This is a genomic window from Klebsiella sp. 54 (assembly GCF_018223875.1).
GTDB classification, from domain to species: domain Bacteria; phylum Pseudomonadota; class Gammaproteobacteria; order Enterobacterales; family Enterobacteriaceae; genus Klebsiella; species Klebsiella quasipneumoniae.
The window spans coordinates 157,141-173,659 of the sequence record NZ_JAGRRA010000013.1 but is presented as its reverse complement, the minus strand read 5'-3'; the positions used below and the strand labels follow the sequence as shown (position 1 = coordinate 173,659).

General features: G+C 60.8%; 16 protein-coding genes. 10 read left to right on the top strand and 6 right to left on the bottom strand.

What is annotated here, in order from left to right; all coding sequences use genetic code 11:
* Positions 1-10 precede the first annotated feature (10 nt).
* From KHQ24_RS22425 to KHQ24_RS22405, 5 genes are read left to right on the top strand one after another with little or no spacing between them, the layout of a single operon-like run.
* Complete coding sequence (locus tag KHQ24_RS22425) at positions 11-955, top strand: ABC transporter permease (protein WP_004202661.1); 945 nt, start codon at positions 11-13, stop codon at positions 953-955.
* The gene (locus KHQ24_RS22420) at positions 952-1,800 is read left to right on the top strand and encodes an ABC transporter permease (RefSeq protein ID WP_017900524.1); all 849 of its coding nucleotides are present in this window, start codon (positions 952-954) and stop codon (positions 1,798-1,800) included. The genes KHQ24_RS22425 and KHQ24_RS22420 overlap by 4 nt, the downstream gene beginning before the upstream one ends.
* Positions 1,797-3,413, top strand: a complete 1,617-nt coding sequence (locus KHQ24_RS22415; RefSeq protein ID WP_017900523.1) for a dipeptide ABC transporter ATP-binding protein — start codon at positions 1,797-1,799, stop codon at positions 3,411-3,413. The genes KHQ24_RS22420 and KHQ24_RS22415 overlap by 4 nt, the downstream gene beginning before the upstream one ends.
* Positions 3,413-4,399, top strand: coding sequence for a putative FMN-dependent luciferase-like monooxygenase (locus tag KHQ24_RS22410; protein WP_064149955.1), 987 nt, complete (start codon positions 3,413-3,415; stop codon positions 4,397-4,399). Before KHQ24_RS22415 ends, KHQ24_RS22410 begins: the two co-directional genes overlap by 1 nt.
* A gap of 9 nt (positions 4,400-4,408) precedes the next feature.
* Positions 4,409-5,500 (top strand): alkylhydroperoxidase domain protein, encoded by a 1,092-nt coding sequence (locus KHQ24_RS22405; protein ID WP_087812390.1) that lies wholly within the window; start codon positions 4,409-4,411, stop codon positions 5,498-5,500.
* A 6-nt stretch (positions 5,501-5,506) separates the two neighbouring features.
* Here the strand turns inward: KHQ24_RS22405 and araJ are convergent, their stop codons facing one another.
* On the bottom strand, positions 5,507-6,661 hold the full coding sequence (gene araJ, locus KHQ24_RS22400) for an MFS transporter AraJ (protein WP_053810337.1): 1,155 nt from the start codon (positions 6,659-6,661) through the stop codon (positions 5,507-5,509).
* A gap of 278 nt (positions 6,662-6,939) precedes the next feature.
* On the opposite strand from araJ, the gene KHQ24_RS22395 reads away from it, so the two are divergent.
* The 4 genes from KHQ24_RS22395 (at position 6,940) to KHQ24_RS22380 (ending at position 8,968) form a co-directional block, all read left to right on the top strand.
* A complete protein-coding gene (locus tag KHQ24_RS22395) occupies positions 6,940-7,377 on the top strand; it encodes a VOC family protein (RefSeq protein WP_004202671.1) in 438 nt (145 codons plus the stop codon).
* 85 nt (positions 7,378-7,462) lie between these two features.
* Entirely contained in the window at positions 7,463-8,281 is an 819-nt protein-coding gene (ppk2, locus tag KHQ24_RS22390) for a polyphosphate kinase 2 (RefSeq protein WP_004202673.1), read from the top strand.
* 178 nt (positions 8,282-8,459) lie between these two features.
* The gene (locus tag KHQ24_RS22385) at positions 8,460-8,645 is read left to right on the top strand and encodes a hypothetical protein (protein WP_004202675.1); all 186 of its coding nucleotides are present in this window, start codon (positions 8,460-8,462) and stop codon (positions 8,643-8,645) included.
* Positions 8,642-8,968 carry a CcdB family protein gene (locus tag KHQ24_RS22380; RefSeq protein ID WP_074194070.1) on the top strand — a complete coding sequence of 109 codons (327 nt, stop codon included), beginning with the start codon at positions 8,642-8,644 and terminating at the stop codon, positions 8,966-8,968. The genes KHQ24_RS22385 and KHQ24_RS22380 overlap by 4 nt, the downstream gene beginning before the upstream one ends.
* Before the next feature lie 52 nt (positions 8,969-9,020).
* On the opposite strand, the gene fdnI is transcribed toward KHQ24_RS22380, so the two are convergent.
* The 3 genes from fdnI to fdnG are packed head-to-tail and all read right to left on the bottom strand — an operon-like array spanning position 9,021 to position 13,613.
* Positions 9,021-9,677 (bottom strand): formate dehydrogenase-N subunit gamma, encoded by a 657-nt coding sequence (gene fdnI, locus KHQ24_RS22375; protein ID WP_043519639.1) that lies wholly within the window; start codon positions 9,675-9,677, stop codon positions 9,021-9,023.
* A complete protein-coding gene (gene fdxH, locus KHQ24_RS22370; RefSeq protein ID WP_043519640.1) occupies positions 9,670-10,554 on the bottom strand; it encodes a formate dehydrogenase subunit beta in 885 nt (294 codons plus the stop codon). The genes fdnI and fdxH overlap by 8 nt, the downstream gene beginning before the upstream one ends.
* Before the next feature lie 11 nt (positions 10,555-10,565).
* Positions 10,566-13,613 carry a formate dehydrogenase-N subunit alpha gene (fdnG, locus tag KHQ24_RS22365; protein ID WP_087847514.1) on the bottom strand — a complete coding sequence of 1,016 codons (3,048 nt, stop codon included), beginning with the start codon at positions 13,611-13,613 and terminating at the stop codon, positions 10,566-10,568.
* Positions 13,614-13,838: 225 nt separating this feature from the next.
* On the opposite strand from fdnG, the gene yddG reads away from it, so the two are divergent.
* Positions 13,839-14,717, top strand: a complete 879-nt coding sequence (gene yddG, locus KHQ24_RS22360; protein WP_032456120.1) for an aromatic amino acid DMT transporter YddG — start codon at positions 13,839-13,841, stop codon at positions 14,715-14,717.
* Here yddG and benD read toward each other — a convergent pair.
* Together benD and benC are read right to left on the bottom strand one after the other, a co-directional pair.
* Entirely contained in the window at positions 14,714-15,487 is a 774-nt protein-coding gene (gene benD, locus KHQ24_RS22355; RefSeq protein ID WP_048294924.1) for a benzoate diol dehydrogenase BenD, read from the bottom strand. The genes yddG and benD overlap by 4 nt on opposite strands.
* 9 nt (positions 15,488-15,496) lie before the next feature.
* A complete protein-coding gene (gene benC / locus KHQ24_RS22350) occupies positions 15,497-16,513 on the bottom strand; it encodes a benzoate 1,2-dioxygenase electron transfer component BenC (RefSeq protein ID WP_017900516.1) in 1,017 nt (338 codons plus the stop codon).
* Positions 16,514-16,519: the final 6 nt, after the last annotated feature.

Here is a 16,519-nt window from a genome sequence, read left to right as displayed (position 1 = left end):
GAGGCCGGATATGAGCGCTTATCTTCTGCGACGGTTCGGTCAGGGGCTGCTGGTCCTGTGGGCGGCCTTTACCCTCACCTTTTTCCTGCTGCAGGTGCTGCCAGGGGATGCGGTGCTGATCAAGTTTCAGAACCCGGACCTCGGTCTGAGCCCGGCGCAAATCGCCGACATGCGGCTGGCCTACGGCGCCGACAGCCCGCTGTGGCGCCAGTACCTGCACACGCTGCTGGCAATGCTGCACGGCGACTTTGGCTATTCCCTGCAGGCGGGTCTGGCGGTCAGTAGCCTGATTGCCAGCAACCTGCCGGATACCTTAAGCCTCGCCCTGCCGGCCTTCCTGCTGGCCGTGATCCTGGCGTTCACCCTCGCCTTCGCCTCGCGTCTGCCGGGGCTGCGCTGGCTGAGCAACCTCCTGCAGTCGTTGCCGGTGCTGTTTATCTCGCTGCCCACCTTCTGGCTGGGTATCGCCCTGATCCAGCTCTTTTCGTTTCAGTTGCGCTGGATCCCGGTGATCAACCCCGGTCCGCTGGAAGGGCTGATTTTACCGGTTATCGCCGTCGCGCTGCCCATCTCCGCCCCGCTGGCGCAGATCCTGATGCGCAGCATGGATCAGGTGGCGGTTCAGCCCTTCGTCGCGGTCGCCCGCGCCAAGGGAATGAGCGAAACCGGCGTCCTCTGGCGCCATGTGATGGGTAACGCCCTGCTGCCTGCGCTGAACATAGCCGGGCTGCTGCTGGGCGAGCTGATTGCCGGGGCGCTGATCACCGAGACCGTCTTCGGCCGCAGCGGCCTCGGGCAGCTGACCCAGCAGGCGGTCAATAACCAGGATATTGCTGTGCTGCAGGCGGTGGTGATGATCTCCGCCCTCGGTTTCGTCCTGATCAACCTGCTGGTCGACCTGGTCATGCCGCGGCTGGATCCCCGACTCCAATTACAGACCGGAGGTGTGAAATGAGCCTGGTCGACTATGCCATCGCGGTTCGCCGCCGCCCGGAGTGGCGCAGAGTGCGTCTGCAGCCAGGCCTGTGGCTGGCGTGGGCGGTGATGATCACCGCCCTGTTAATGGCCCTTGCCCCACAGTGGTTTACCTCCGCTAACCCGCTGGAAGGGATCCCCGGCGCTCAGCGCCTGGCGCCGCAGGCGCACTACTGGCTGGGCACCGACCAGCTGGGCCGCGACCTGTGGACGCGGGTGGTTTACGGCGCGGTACATTCTCTGTCGGCGGCGCTAATCGCCGTCGCCATCGGCCTGGTGGTCGGCACCGCCCTTGGCACCCTCGCCGGGGCATTGGCCGGACGCGTGGAATCCACCCTCATGCGCCTGGTGGATGTCCTGCTGGCCATCCCCTCGCTGCTGCTGCAGCTGACGGTGATCATTCTGCTGGGTTTTGGCACGGTGAATGCGGCGGTGGCGGTCGGCGTCGCGGCTATCGCCAGCTTCGCGCGCCTGGCGCGGGCGGAAGTGGTGCGCGTGCGCCACAGCGATTACGTCGAAGCGGCCCGGGGCAGCGGCGGCACCTTTCTCGCCATCTTCTGGCGTCATATCCTGCCCAACTCGCTCACCGCGGTGCTCGCCTTCGCAACGCTGCAGTTTGGTCAGGCGATGCTGGCTCTGGCCACCCTCAGCTTCCTCGGCTACGGCACCCCGCCGCCGGTCCCGGAGTGGGGATTACTGATCGCCGAAGGTCGTAATTACCTGTCGACCGCCTGGTGGCTGACCACCTTCCCCGGCCTCGCCGTGGTCGCGGTGGTCCTTGCCGCCAATCGTCTTAGCCGCCAGTGGAGTGGAGTACGCCCATGAACGTTCTGTCTGTTGAAGATCTGCGCATCAGCTACCGCTCGCGGGGCGAATGGCGCGAAGTGGTGCATAACGTCAGCTTTTCCATTCAGCGCGGCGAAATGCTGGCCTTCGTCGGAGAATCCGGCTCGGGGAAAACCACTACCGCGCAGGCGATTATCGGCCTGCTGGCGGATAATGCCCGCCGCGACGCCGGGCGAATTATTCTCAATGGCGAAGTGATTAGCGACTGGTCGGCAAAACGCCTGAACCGCCTGCGCGGAGTGAGCATCAGCCTGGTGCCGCAGGACCCAGGCAATTCGCTTAACCCAGTAAAAACCATTGGTCAGCAGGTGGAAGAGATTCTGCAACTGCATCAATCCCTCTCCGCCGCCGAACGCCGGCAGCAGGTCCTCAACCTGCTCGCTAAAGTCGGGCTCAGCCACCCGGAACAGCGTCTTGACCAGTACCCGCATCAGCTGTCGGGCGGGATGAAGCAGCGGGTGCTGATCGCCATCGCCATTGCCCTGCAGCCGGATCTGATTATTGCCGACGAGCCTACCAGCGCCCTTGACGTCACGGTGCAGAAGCGCATTCTCGACCTGCTCGATATCCTGCGTCGCGAGTCGGGAACCGCCGTGCTGTTTGTCACCCACGATCTGGCGCTGGCCGCCGAACGCGCCGACCGGATCATGGTGTTTCGCCAGGGCGAGATTCAGGAACAAGGCGCCACCGAGACGATTGTCCGGCGTCCGCAGCACCCTTACACCCGCCAGCTGCTCCGCGATCTGCAGGACGCGCCGCTGAGGCTGACGGCGGATCGTCCTCGTCCGCTGGCCACGCCGGCCATTCGCGTCGACGGGATCAGCAAACGCTTCTCGCTGGGCAAACAGGCGCTGCAGGCGCTCGACAGCGTCAGCTTTGAGGTCAGGCGCGGCAGCACCCATGCGCTGGTGGGCGAGTCCGGCTCCGGGAAAACCACCCTGGCGAGGATCCTGCTGGGCTTCGAGCGCGCCGACGCCGGACAGGTGACCATCGACGGTATTGACGCCGGGCATCTTAGCCGCGAGGCGCAGCGTCAGCTGCGGCGCAAAATCCAGTTCGTCTATCAGAACCCCTTCGCTTCGCTCGACCCGCGCCAGACGCTGTTCGCGATTATCGAAGAGCCATTAAAAAACTTTGAGCGCCTCAGCGCGGCGACGCGTCGCCAGCGTGTGGAGAGCGTCGCCGCGCGGGTGGCACTGGCCCCGGAGCTGCTGTCGCGGACGCCGCGGGAGCTTTCCGGCGGCCAGCGGCAGCGGGTGGCGATTGCCCGGGCGCTGATCCTCGAGCCGGCGATCCTGGTCCTTGACGAAGCGACCTCGGCGCTCGACGTCACCGTTCAGGCGCAGATCCTCGCCCTGCTAGAGCAGCTACAGCAGCAGCTTGGTCTGAGCTATCTGTTCATTACCCACGATCTGGCGACGGTGAGGCGGATTGCCGACAGCGTCACGGTGCTGCGCGCCGGCCAGGTGGTGGAGCATGGCGACGTTGGCCGCCTGTTCGCCGCCCCGCAGCAGGCCTACACCCGCGAGCTGATCGCCGCTATCCCCCAGGTTTCCCCCCGCTTAGCGCAGCCCTATACGGAGAACGCATAATGCCTAAACGCCTCGGCTTTTTTACCCGTCTGCTCGATCAGGGCTCTGCGCAAACGCGGTACCGGCTGGCGGCCGAACAGATCCGCCACGCGGAGCGCGTCGGCTTCGACAGCGCATGGATTGCCCAACACCATTTTCATGAACAGGAAGGCGGCCTGCCTTCCCCGCTGGTGTTTCTCGCCCACGTGGCGGCGCAGACTGACCGCATTCGTCTCGGTACAGCGATTATCACGTTGCCGATGGAAAATCCGCTACGCGTCGCCGAAGACGCGGCGGTGCTGGATTTACTCACCGACGGGCGTCTGGAGGTGGGGTTTGGCTCCGGCGGCACGCCAACCTCATTTCTGCCCTTCGGCCTGACCAGCGAGCAGCGCGGAGCGGTGTTTGCCGACCATCTGTACCTGATCCACAGCGCCTGGCGCGGCGACACCCTCAGCCACCCTGACAACCATCTCTATCCGCCGGCGCCGCAGCTGGCGGCGCGAATCTGGATCGCCACCTTCTCGGTGGAGGGCGCCATCCGTGCCGGTCAGGCGGGACACGGGCTGATGCTGTCCCGCACGCAGCCCCGGCCGCCCGGTGAGCCGCGCCTGCCGCTGGACGCCATTCAGAACCCGATCATCGACGCCTATCTGTCGGCGCTGCCGGACGGCGTTGCGCCGCGGATCCTCGCCTCGCGCACCGCCTTTGTCGCTGACAGCCACGCCCACGCCCTGCAGGTCGCCGAACCCGGCCTGCGCAAACAGGCGGCACAGCACCGGGAAGCGGGTCATCGGATAGAAGGTGACAGTGTCACCGACTATCTGCAGCAGCTGGATGCCCACGTCGGCGATCCTGAGCATGTTATCGCCTCCCTGGCGCAAGACAGCGTGCTGGCCCGCGCTACCGATATTTCGTTTCAGGTGCACTCGGTGGAGCCTTCGCACCGGGATACGCTGCGTTCCATTGAGCTGATCGCTCAGCATATTGCCCCCCACATCAGATAAGGAGTCACCATGACGCTGAGTCAGGATATTCTGGCCGAACTGGCGGAGATCGCCATCGGCTCCCCGCTCGATCAGGCGCGCGCAGTCCGCGACGCCGCCACCCGTCACGCCCAGGGAAGTTATGAAGTGCTGTTCAGCCAGCAGGATACTGACTTTCCTCTTGATGAACGCTTCGCCGTGGCCGCGAAGGTGGCGAAACTGCACCAGGCGGACGCGCTGGCGGCGCACTATGCCGGCTTCGGCCTTGCCGACCCGACCACGGACCGTCTGGTTCCGGCGCTGGCCTTTGCCCGCCTGCTGACCTTCACTCCTGTCGAAGCGACCCCCGCCGCGCTGCACGCTCTGACAAAAGCAGGCTGGAGCCTGCGGGGCATCGTCACCCTGGCGCAGCTGGTGGCCTTTATCGGCTTCCAAAGCCGCCTGCTGCTGGGCCTGCGGGCGCTCAACCATCAGCCCATCGTCAGCGCCGACACACCGGTGGTGGCCGGGTACTGGCACACCACCCCACAAACTCAGAGCGGCAAAGCGGCCCCGGTGCGTTTCACCCGTGATGAACTGCATTGGGAACCCTGGCTGGCGGATAAACCGCTGGCGGAATTTAGCCCTGAAGAACAGGCGATCCTGGCAAAATATGGCCATAGCGATTCGCCTTACTTCCGCCTGCTGGCGCGCAACCAGCCGGTGCTGGAGCAGCGGACGCTGACTGATAAAGGCATTTTCTATACCCCAGGGGGGTTGCCGCGCGCCGAACGTGAACTGGCCGCCACGGTGGCCAGTAAAATCAACGGCTGTATTTACTGCGCCTCGGTACATGCCCGCAAAGCGGCGCAGCTGGCGAAGGACGAGACCGCCGTCGACACGCTGCTGGCGGTGACGCCGGGAGACGATCTGCGCGGCGGGCAGTCGCCGCGCTGGCAGGCGGAGATCGATGCCGCCGCCGCGCTGTCGGTGACGCCGCCCGCGCTGAAAGCCAGCCATCTGGCTGCGCTTGATGAGCAGGGCTTAGATACCCTGGCCCAGCTGGATCTGCTGCAGTCAGCGGCCTTTTTCGCCTGGGCCAACCGGCTGATGCTGACGCTCGGCGAACCCTGGCGTGAGTAAGCGTCGTTAGCAAGCCTGTCGGCGCTGATGGCGACCGTAGATGAGCAAGGCGCTCATCGCCAGAAACGACAGCGTGGCGGCGGGAAGCGCCACGCTGTTCCAGCCGAACCCCTGGGCAATCATCATTCCGCCGCAGAAGGCGCCGATGGCGCTCCCGAGGTTAAAGGCGATCTGCCCCCCTGCCGCCCCCAGCATCTCGCCGCCTTTGGCGTTCTGCAGCAGCAGGATCTGCAGCGGCGCCGACAGGGCAAACAGCCCGGCACAGCAGAAAAACGCCAGCGTCAGCGAAGCGACTTTATGCTCCCCGAAGGCAAAGATCAGCAGCAGCGTCACGGCGATCGCCCCGTCAGTCATGGCCGCGATGCGCAGCGGACTGTAGCGCCCGGAAATTTTACCGCTGAACAGATTGCCAACCACCATACCCAGCCCCGCCAGCATCATAATCAGCATCATCCGGCTTTCGGCAAAGCCGGAGACGTTGAGCATAAAGGGCTTGATATAGCTGAACCACGCGAACACCCCGGCGTTACCGAACATGGTGGCGGCAAAAATCAGCCACGGCGCCGGGGAAGCCAGAAAACGGAACTGCTCGCGCAGCCGCGTGCTGGCCCGGTCATACAGCGTGGGCACCCAGCAGCAGATGGCCAGAAACACCGCGACGTTAAACACCGCGATAAGTGCGAAGGTATAGCGCCAGCTAAAGTGATGCCCAAGCCAGGTGCCGCCGGGGACGCCCACCAGGTTAGCGATCGTCATGCCGCCAATCATCCCGGCCACCGCGGCGGTCACCTTCCCTGGCGGCGCGATTTTCGACAGGATAATCGCGCCGACGCCAAAGAACGCCCCGTGGGGAAACCCGGAAACCAGCCGGCCTAGCGCCAGCATGGCGTAGCTACTGGAGAAGGTAAACAGGGTATTGCCGAGAATGCACAGGGCGGCGAGAAACAGCATCACCGATTTCAACGAAAACCGACTGGAGAGCAACGCCATGATCGGTGCGCCGATCACCACGCCGAAGGCATACCAGGCAATCATATTGCCGGCGGCGGGAATGGATATTCCGACATCGCGCGCCATGTCCGGCAGCACGCCCATAATGCCAAATTCCGCCATGCCGAGTCCGAAAGTGCCCAGCGCCAGTGAAAAAATCGTTTTTTTCATACATCTTTTAGGGGTATTGAGAGACGGCCGGCATTATTGACCATCCCGCCTCGCCACACCAGCTAAAAACGCCAGACGGCAGTATCCTCCATACAACGGCCTGATTCGTTCATGCGCTCGCCAGCGCCACTGTTGGCTTTCCAGCCGACGGCAGAGGCGCCTGGCGGTGGATAATCCCCTGTAAAAATTGGTGGGCACGCAGGGATACATCGCGGATTGATCTCAAGTTTACTTGAGGTTGTAAAGTCGAGACATCGTTCACCTCGGGAGAATCATCCATGCAAAATGTTGATGTCGGCTTTACCCATGTCGCCTTTACCGTCCGCTGTCTGGCCAGCAGCATCGATTTTTATACCCGCTATACGGCGATGACCGTTATTCACCAGCGCGAACCCGACCTCCCCTCGGCGCGTAAAGTGGCGTGGCTCAGCGATCGCACCCGACCTTTCGCCCTGGTGCTGGTGCAAAGTGATGACCCTGCCGACACGCCGCTGGGTCCGTTCGGCCATCTCGGCGTCGCCTGCGCCACCCAGGCGGAGATCGATGAGAAAGTCGCTCAGGCGCGGCGGGAAGGCGTTTTGCGTCGGGAACCGGAGCAGTTGGGCGATCCGGTAGGCTATTTCGCTTTCTTTGCCGACCCGGACGGTAACACCCTTGAGCTGTCGTGGGGGCAGCGGGTGGGACTGGAAGTCATCGCCGCGGGGAGCGCCCGCTAACCCGTCCCGGGCGGAATATTTTCCACCGCCTCGCCGGTGAAGGATTACACTTCAAAGGGATACCTCGGCAACACGGAGCATGGCGATGGGTAATAAGAAAAGCGGTAATCCGGTCGACGCGGCGGTGAAGATCGCCCCGCTTGACAATAAAGCGTATGAGAAGGCGTTGCGCAAGCTCCACGTGGAGCTGGTGAAACTGCAGCGCTGGGTGGTGCATAAAGGGCTGAAGGTGTGCATCGTCTTTGAAGGCCGGGACGGCGCCGGCAAAGGCGGCACCATTAAGGCGATCACCGAGCGCGTCAGCCCGCGTATCTTCCGGGTCGTCGCCTTACCCTCGCCCACCGAACGCGAGAAAAGTCAGCTCTATTTTCAGCGCTATATCAAGCATCTCCCGGCGGCTGGGGAAATCGTGATTTTCGATCGCAGCTGGTACAACCGCGCCGGCGTCGAACGCGTGATGGGCTTTTGTACCCCGGAGGAGGTGCAGAAGTTTCTCGACGGCGCGCCGATGGTGGAGCGCGGCATGGTCGAGTCGGGCATTATCCTGCTCAAGTACTGGCTGGAGGTCTCCCCGCAGGAGCAGGAGCGGCGCCTGCGGGATCGTATCGACGACGGGCGCAAGATCTGGAAGCTCTCGCCGATGGACATCAAGTCTTTCAACCGCTGGGATGAATATACCGCCGCCCGCGACGCCATGTTCGCCGCCACCGACACCGCCTGGGCGCCGTGGTTCGTCGCCCGCTCCGAGGATAAAAAGCGGGTGCGTCTGAATATCATCACCCACCTGCTGTCGCAGATACCCTACGAAGCCTTGCCAGTGGAGCATGTCACGCTGCCGAAGCGCAAAATTGGCAAAATGAAACAGACCAATTTCCCCTTCCGCTTTATTCCGGAGAAGTTCTGATTATTTCCCGCCGCGCTGGTTAATACCAGCGCCGGGTTTATTACTATAACCATTAATATTTCAGGCGGTTACTTTCCTCTGGAAGCTGCCTCGCAAAATAAACATTAAAGTTACTGCTGGCATTTATCTTTTAGTGAGTAAAGTGAATAATCACAGAACCAACCGCAAGGAGCCTATGATGAAAAGTAATACGCTACGTAAAAGACCCACTGACGTACCCGTCCAGAAGGTGTCAGTACAGCCAGGTAAGGATTTACGAGAAGCAGATAAACAGAGACAGCACAAGGAATTCATTGCCGCAATGAATGAATTTATTGCAAAAGGAGGCACTCTTACTGATGATGAATTTTTCAGGGTACTATGATGCTTGAACAATTCAATGTTTATCGAAATTGTTCTGCTCAGACAAATAAAACCCTGCCATATTATATGATTGTGCAGAATGATTATTATGCAGACCTGGCCTCGAGAGTCATTATTCCTTTAATGCGACCACAACAGTTACCACGCTGGCATCAGCATGTCGTACCAAGGATAAATATTGAATTTGACAGCTTTTTACTTTGTACGCCAATAATCAGTAACTTAAATAATAAACGGATCCAGCCACAGGATTTCGTCTGCAATCTGAGTCATGCGCGCCAGGGCGTTATCGATTCAATCGATACACTTATCACGAACTGCTGACTGCCGGGAACCCGCTCCGACATCTCCGGAGCGGGTTTCGCGCCGTGAAGGCTTACTTCATCCCTTCGCGACTCTCTTTCATCGCTTCAAGGCGTTCGACATCGCGATACCAGCGCGGGTGGTGTTTCTTCGCCCAGCGGCGGCTGACTTTGCCTTCAATCATCCCCTTAATCGACCCCTTCACCCAGAACGCCATATACATATGGATAAGGATGGCGTGGATCAGAATAATGGCTGAAGTGGCGTGTATCAGCAGGCTATAGCGAATCACCGGAATCGGGAAATATTGGGCAAACCAGGGCCGCCAGATAATCACCCCGGTCACCAGCAGCACGAAAATCATGCTCATGATGGTCCAGAACATCATCTTCTGCCCGGCGTTATATTTACCGACCCGCGCCACCTTATGCTCGTTGCCTTTCAGCACCTCCACAATGCCTTTCAGCCACGGAATATCCTGTTTATCCGGGATGTTGTGATGGACAAAACGCACGAACATAAACATCAGGGCGATAAAAATCAGCACGCCAAAGAAGGGGTGCAGAATACGCCCCATCTGCGGGGTACCGAAGGTTTCGGTCAGCCACTGCAGCGTCGGGAAGAAAAACGATATTCCCGACAGCGCCACGAGGAAGAAACAGATAACCACCGTCCAGTGACAGGCGCGATCGATAAAGGTCGTGCGCACAATCATCTTCGATTTACTCATCATGCTTCTCCTCATCGTCGTCAACTTCCTTGTTCGGCCCGATACCGATGTAGTGATAGATAAGCCCGGCAAAGGTGGCGATAAAGCCCGCCGCCGACAGCGGCTTCAGCGCCCCCTTCCACAGATTGATACTGGTATCGATCTGCGGTTCCTTCGGCAGCTTGTGATACAGCTCGGGCTGGTCGGCATGATGCAGGACGTACATCACGTGGGTGCCGCCGACGCCCTGCGGGTTGTAAATCCCGGCCCTGGCATAACCGCGTTTTTTCAGCTTAGCCACCCGCTCCTCGGCCACCTCCAGCATCTCTTTCTTCGTACCGAAGTGGATCGCGCCGGTAGGACAGGTTTTCACGCACGCCGGTTCCTGACCGACGCTGACCCGGTCTACGCACAGGGTGCATTTATAGACCCGGTTATCCTCTTTATTGAGACGCGGTACGTTAAAGGGACAGCCAGCAATGCAGTAGCCGCAGCCGATGCAGTTTTCCTGCTGGAAATCGACGATGCCGTTGGCGTACTGAATAATCGCCCCGGCGGATGGGCAGGCCTTCAGACAACCCGGCTCTGCGCAGTGCATACAGCCATCCTTGCGGATAAGCCACTCCAGCTTGCCGTTCTGTTCGGTCTCGCTAAAGCGCATTACCGTCCAGGATTTGGCGCTAAGATCCGCCGGGTTATCGTACACCCCGACGCAGTGCCCCACGTCATCGCGGATGTCATTCCATTCGGAGCAGGCCACCTGGCAGGCTTTACAGCCCACGCAGGAGGAGACATCGATAAGCTTGGCGACTTCCGCTTTATGGTCCCGCGCGCGCGGCGCGGGGGTGATCGGGTTGGTCGCGGAGCGTTTAATAATGTCTTGTGTTTCCATCGCCATTGAATCGCTCCTTACGCTTTCTCGATGTTGACCAGAAACGCCTTATATTCCGGCGTTTGCGAGTTGGAATCGCCAACGTTCGGCGTCAGGGTGTTAGCGATATAGCCTTTGCGAGCCACGCCTTCAAAACCCCAGTGCAGCGGGATCCCGACGGTCTCCACCTGCTGGCCGTTGACGTTGAGCGTTTGCAGGCGGCGCGTCACCACCGCTACCGCGCGAATAAAGCCGCGCTGGCTGCTGACTTTCACCCGGTCGCCGTTGGCAATCCCTTTCGCTTTTGCCAGCCCTTCGCTAATTTCGACAAACTGTTCCGGCTGCGCGATGGAATTGAGCAGCGCATGCTTGGTCCAGGTATGGAAATGCTCGGTCAGACGATAGGTGGTCCCGACATACGGGAACTTATCCTTCTTACCTAAGCGGATGGCGTCCTCTTCATACAAACGCACCACCGGGCTGGAGATCACCTTCGGGTGCAGCGGGTTAGTGCCAAGCGGGGTTTCCATCGGCTCGTAGTGTTCCGGGAACGGTCCTTCCGCCAGCTTATCCAGCGCGAACAGGCGACCCAGCCCCTCCTGCTGCATGATAAATGGCCCGGTGTTACTCCCCGGCGGCGCGGTATTGAAGTCCGGAATATCATTCCCGACCCACTTGCTGCCGTTCCACTGGATCAGCATCCGCTTCGCATCCCACGGCTTGCCGTTGATATCGGCCGAAGCGCGGTTATAGAGCACCCGGCGATTAAGCGGCCACGCCCAGGCCCAGCCCAGCGTATTGCCCAGACCCGAAGGGTCGGCATTATCGCGATTCGCCATCTGGTTGCCCTGCTCCGTCCAGCTGCCGGCATAGATCCAACAGGAAGACGCCGTCGTCCCGTCGTCACGCAGCAGCGCGAAGCTGTTCAGCAGCTGGCCTTTTTTCGCCACCAGGGTGCCGTTGGCGTCATAAAGATCCGCCAGTGCGTAGCCGTTGTTCTCTTTCGCGACTTCTTCCGATTCCGGATGGTCCGGCTGCTTATAGCGCCAGCTCATCTTCAGCAGGGGTTCCGCACCCTTCCCGCCTTCGGTGCGGTACAGTTCGCGCAGGCGATGGTAAATCCCGGCCAGGATCTCGCCGTCGTTACGTGCTTCACCTGGGGCATCCTGACCTTTCCAGTGCCACTGCAGCCAGCGGCCGGAGTTGGCGATCGAACCGTCCTCTTCGGCAAAGCAGGTCGATGGCAGGCGGAAGACTTCCGTCTGAATCGTCGAGGGGTCGACGTCATTAGACTCGCCGTGGTTCTGCCAGAAAGTGGAAGTTTCGGTGACCAGCGGATCGATAACCACCATATACTTCAGCTTGCTCAGGCTGCGAACCACTTTGTTTTTGTCCGGGAAGGACGCGACCGGGTTAAAGCCCTGGCAGATATAGCCAGTGACTTTGCCGTTATCCATCATGTTGAAGTATTTGATAACGTCGTAAGCCTGGTCCCACTTCGGTAACCACTCAAAGCCCCAGTCGTTCTCTTTTTGCGCCGCCTCGCCGTAGAAGGATTTCATCAGGCTGACAAAGAATTTCGGGTAATTGCTCCAGTAGTTCACCTGGTCCGGCAGGGTCGCTTTTGGCGTGTTGGCCGCCAGGTACGTCTGCAGATCCGGCTGCTTTTCAGAAGGCAGGGTCAGGTAGCCTGGCAGGCTGGTAGACAGCAGGCCAAGGTCGGTCAGCCCCTGAATATTAGAGTGACCGCGCAGGGCATTCACGCCACCGCCGGCCATGCCCATATTGCCGAGCAGCAATTGGATCATCGCCATGGTGCGAATGTTCTGCGCGCCGACGGTGTGCTGCGTCCAGCCCAGGGCATACAGGAAGGTGGTGGTGCGATCGGCGGCGCTGGTTGAGGCCAGCACATCGCACACCTTGAGGAAGTCCGCTTTCGGCGTACCGCAGATGTTTTCGACCACCTCTGGCGTGTAACGGGAAACGTGCTGCTTCAGCAGATTCCACACGCAGCGCGGATGGCTTAGCGTCTCATCGCGTTTGGCGTAGCCGTTTTCATCGAACTGGTAGTTCCAGGACGATTTATCATACTGGCGTTTGTCCGCATCATAGCCGCTGAACAGCCCCTCTTCGAAGGCAAAATCATCCCGCACCAGCAGGCTGGCGTTGGTGTAGTGCTTCACGTACTCGGCATTGATTTTGTTATGTTCGATCAGGTACAGCAGCACCCCCGACAGGAAGGTAATGTCGGTACCGGAGCGAATCGGCGCATAGATATCGGCCACCGACGCAGTGCGCGTAAAGCGCGGGTCGACGACGATAAGCGTGGCGTCGTTGTTGTTCTTCGCCTCCATCGCCCAGCGGAATCCCACCGGGTGGGCTTCCGCGGCGTTACCGCCCATCACCACCACGACGTTCGCGTTTTTGATATCCACCCAGTGGTTAGTCATCGCACCGCGACCAAATGTTGGAGCAAGACTTGCTACCGTTGGTCCGTGTCAGACGCGCGCCTGGTTGTCTACCGCCAGCATGCCGAGCGATCGCACAAATTTTTGCGTCAGCATGCCGGTCTCATTACTCGCCGCCGAGGCGCACAGCATACCGGTGGAAAGCCAGCGGTTAACCGTCGCGCCCTGCTCGTTCTTTTCCATAAAGTTGGCGTCGCGGTCGGCTTTCATCAGCCGGGCAATGCGGCTGAAGGCTTCATCCCAGGAGAGTCGCTGCCATTTATCGGATCCCGGGGCGCGGTACTCCGGGTAGCGCAGGCGGTTATCACTGTGGACATAGTCCAGCAGGCCGGCGCCTTTCGGGCATAGCGCGCCGCGGCTCACCGGATGGTCCGGATCTCCTTCGATATGGTAAATCGCTTCTTTGGCGTTTTTCGCGCCGTCGCCGAGGCTATACATTAATAGCCCGCAGCCAACGGAGCAGTAAGTGCAGGTGTTGCGGATCTCTTTCGCACGCAGCAATTTGTAGTTGCGTGCCTGAGCCAGCGCCATTTTGGGGGCAAAGCCCAGGGCGGCAGCTGTGGTTCCGGCCATACCGCCTGCGCAGATCTTAAAGAACTTTCTGCGGCTGACGTCCATTGCATTCCTCCATGCAGGATGTTGATTCATCGCGCGGAGGAAACTAACAGTAAAATCCCGGGAAAATTTGCGTCAAATCAAGGAGCAAAACCCACTCCCCCTTAATCGCCAGCCGCGGCCGTTTTCACTAATCCCCAGGGGTTACCCATGGCGGAAAATTTCGCCCCGCGGCGGTCAAAAGATGATATATATGCCGGCTGCATTCGCGTAACCCTCAGGATAAGCATGGAGAAAAAGAGAGCCACGACCATCGGCTTCGCCGCCATTATTTTATGGAGCACGATGGTCGGATTGATTCGCGGCGTCAGCGAAGGACTGGGCCCGGTCGGCGGCGCGGCGATGATTTACAGCCTCAGCGGCCTGCTGCTGATTTTTACCGTTGGTTTTCCCAACCTGCGCCAGATCCCGCGCCGCTATCTGCTGGCCGGCAGCGTGCTGTTTGTCAGCTATGAAATCTGCCTCGCGCTGTCCCTGGGCTATGCCGCCAGCCGTCAACAGGCGATTGAGGTGGGGATGGTCAATTACCTGTGGCCCAGCCTGACCATCCTGTTCGCCATCCTGTTTAATGGTCAGAAAAGCAGCTGGCTGGTGATCCCCGGTTTGCTTCTCGCCCTGCTTGGCGTCGGCTGGGTGTTGGGGGGTGAGCACGGCCTGCAGCTGGAGGAGATTATCAGCAACGTCATCTCCAGTCCGCTCAGCTATCTGCTGGCCTTTATCGGCGCCTTTATCTGGGCGGCCTACTGCACGGTAACGGCCAAATATGCCCGTGGCAAAAATGCCATTACCCTGTTCGTCCTGTTAACCGCGCTGACGCTATGGCTGAAGTTTCTCGCCACGCCGCAGCCGCCGATGGTCTTTAGCTGGCCGGTCAGCATCAAGCTGCTGACGGTAGCGGTGGCGCTCGGTCTGGCCTACGCCGCGTGGAACGTGGGGATCCTCCACGGCAACGTCAGCCTGCTGGCGGCGGCCTCCTACTTCACCCCGGTGCTCTCCTCCGCGCTGGCGGCGATCCTGCTTAGCGCCGCGCTATCGTGGTCGTTCTGGCAGGGGGCCGGGATGGTGTGTCTCGGCTCCCTGCTCTGCTGGTACGCGACCCGCCGTTAGCCGAGATCGCCGCCCGCTACCGGGAGGGTGACGCCGGTGATATAGCTGGCCTCATCGCTGGCGAGGAACAGGATCGCGTTTGCCTGTTCCGCCAGCGTGCCGTAGCGGTGCATCAGACTGCTGACCACCGTCTGATCGACCACCTGCTGATACCACGCCTTCTCCTGTTCACTGGGCTGCTCGTCGTTACGCGGCGTCAGGCGCGGCGGCGCCTCCGTCCCGCCCGGTGCGACGGCATTGATGCGGATGCCGCTGCCGCTGTACTCCATGGCAATCGACCGGGTCAGCGCATTCACACCTCCCTTCGCCGCCGAATAAGGCACCCGGTTGACCCCTGCTGTCGCCACCGACGAGATATTGACGATGCAGCCTTTGCCCTGCTTCAGCATCCACGGCAGCGCCGCGCGGCAGCCCCACAGGGTAGGAAACAGCGAGCGGCGGATCTCTTTCTCAATCTGCTCCGGTTGATATTCGGCAAACGGCCGCGCCCAAATGGTCCCCCCGACGTTATTGATTAACACATCGATGCGGCCAAAATGCGCCACCCCGTCGGCAAACGCCTGCTCGGCGCTCGGCCACTGTTCCAGGTCCGCCTCCAGCGCCAGCACCTGACTGCCGGACTGAGCCAGCGTCGCCGCCAGCTCATGCACCCAGGGCGAACGATCGATGAGCAGCAGAGCCGCGCCTTCCGCAGCCGCCTGCTCCGCGGTTTGTCGGCCAATGCCCTGGGCCGCGCCGGTGATGGCGACCACTTTATCGCTAAAACGCATACTGCCTCCTTATGCCGCCGCGCTCTGGCTGGCGATAAATTTCTCGTACCAGAAGCCCGCCGGGGTGATCCCTCGCTCGCGCAGCGCCGTGGCGACCGCGTTGACCATCGGCGGCGGGCCGCAAAGGTAGATATCGACCTCGCCATTATTCAGCATGGCGTCGTTAAGATGGTCGGTGACGAAGCCGCGCTGCGGGCAAGGACTGTTTTCATCCGCCACCACCGGCAGCCAGCGAAAGTGGGTTAACTGCTGACGGAATGCCTCCAGCGCCTCGGTCTTCACCAGATCCGCGTCGCGCGTGACGCCATACATCAGGGTCACCGGGCGCGCGGCGTTCTGCGCCTGCAAGGTCTCGAGCATGGAGAGCAGCGGCGCCAGCCCGGTACCGCCGGCCAGCATCAGCAACGGACGTTCGCCGTGGCGCAGATAGAAGCTGCCCATCGGGCCGCTGAGGGTAAGACGATCGCCGGGCCGCGCCTGCAGGGTTAACCACTGGCTCATCATGCCGCCGGGCACGTTACGGATCAGGAAACGCCCTTCTGCCGAGCCTGGCCGTGAGCTGAAGGAATAGGCGCGAACGTGCGGCGTGCCTGGCACCTGAATGTTGACGTACTGCCCCGCCAGGAAGTCCAGCGGCTCATCGAGGGCGACCACCAGCTCGATGGCGGTATCGGACAGACAATTCACCTGTCGCACCTGCGCCCCGGTGTTCGTCAGGGCGGTTTTACACTGCGCGGCGGCCACCGGCACATCGACAACGCAGTCGCTGGTCGGCACCATCTGGCAGGTCAGCACCTGGCGGGCCTGCGCTTCCTCATCGCTTAACGCCTCGTCGAGATACTCCTCGCCGAGATCGTATTCCCCGCTGGCGCAGTGGCATTTGCAGGTGCCGCACACGCCGTCCGAGCAGTCCATCGGCAGATTCACCTTCTGCCGATAGGCAGCATCCAGGACTTTCTCTCCGGCATGGCATTGAATAAAGCGGGTGATACCGTCCTCAAAATTAAGAGCAATAGTGAAGGTCATAGGCGC

Bases quoted from the DNA above. Each gene is read 5' to 3' on its own strand.
- KHQ24_RS22425 (WP_004202661.1), top strand. From the start codon at position 11: ATGAGCGCTTATCTTCTGCGACGGTTCGGTCAGGGGCTGCTGGTCCTG.
- KHQ24_RS22420 (WP_017900524.1), top strand. From the start codon at position 952: ATGAGCCTGGTCGACTATGCCATCGCGGTTCGCCGCCGCCCGGAGTGG.
- KHQ24_RS22415 (WP_017900523.1), top strand. From the start codon at position 1,797: ATGAACGTTCTGTCTGTTGAAGATCTGCGCATCAGCTACCGCTCGCGG.
- KHQ24_RS22410 (WP_064149955.1), top strand. From the start codon at position 3,413: ATGCCTAAACGCCTCGGCTTTTTTACCCGTCTGCTCGATCAGGGCTCT.
- KHQ24_RS22405 (WP_087812390.1), top strand. From the start codon at position 4,409: ATGACGCTGAGTCAGGATATTCTGGCCGAACTGGCGGAGATCGCCATC.
- araJ (WP_053810337.1), bottom strand. From the start codon at position 6,661: ATGAAAAAAACGATTTTTTCACTGGCGCTGGGCACTTTCGGACTCGGC.
- KHQ24_RS22395 (WP_004202671.1), top strand. From the start codon at position 6,940: ATGCAAAATGTTGATGTCGGCTTTACCCATGTCGCCTTTACCGTCCGC.
- ppk2 (WP_004202673.1), top strand. From the start codon at position 7,463: ATGGGTAATAAGAAAAGCGGTAATCCGGTCGACGCGGCGGTGAAGATC.
- KHQ24_RS22385 (WP_004202675.1), top strand. From the start codon at position 8,460: ATGAAAAGTAATACGCTACGTAAAAGACCCACTGACGTACCCGTCCAG.
- KHQ24_RS22380 (WP_074194070.1), top strand. From the start codon at position 8,642: ATGATGCTTGAACAATTCAATGTTTATCGAAATTGTTCTGCTCAGACA.
- fdnI (WP_043519639.1), bottom strand. From the start codon at position 9,677: ATGAGTAAATCGAAGATGATTGTGCGCACGACCTTTATCGATCGCGCC.
- fdxH (WP_043519640.1), bottom strand. From the start codon at position 10,554: ATGGCGATGGAAACACAAGACATTATTAAACGCTCCGCGACCAACCCG.
- yddG (WP_032456120.1), top strand. From the start codon at position 13,839: ATGGAGAAAAAGAGAGCCACGACCATCGGCTTCGCCGCCATTATTTTA.
- benD (WP_048294924.1), bottom strand. From the start codon at position 15,487: ATGCGTTTTAGCGATAAAGTGGTCGCCATCACCGGCGCGGCCCAGGGC.
- benC (WP_017900516.1), bottom strand. From the start codon at position 16,513: ATGACCTTCACTATTGCTCTTAATTTTGAGGACGGTATCACCCGCTTT.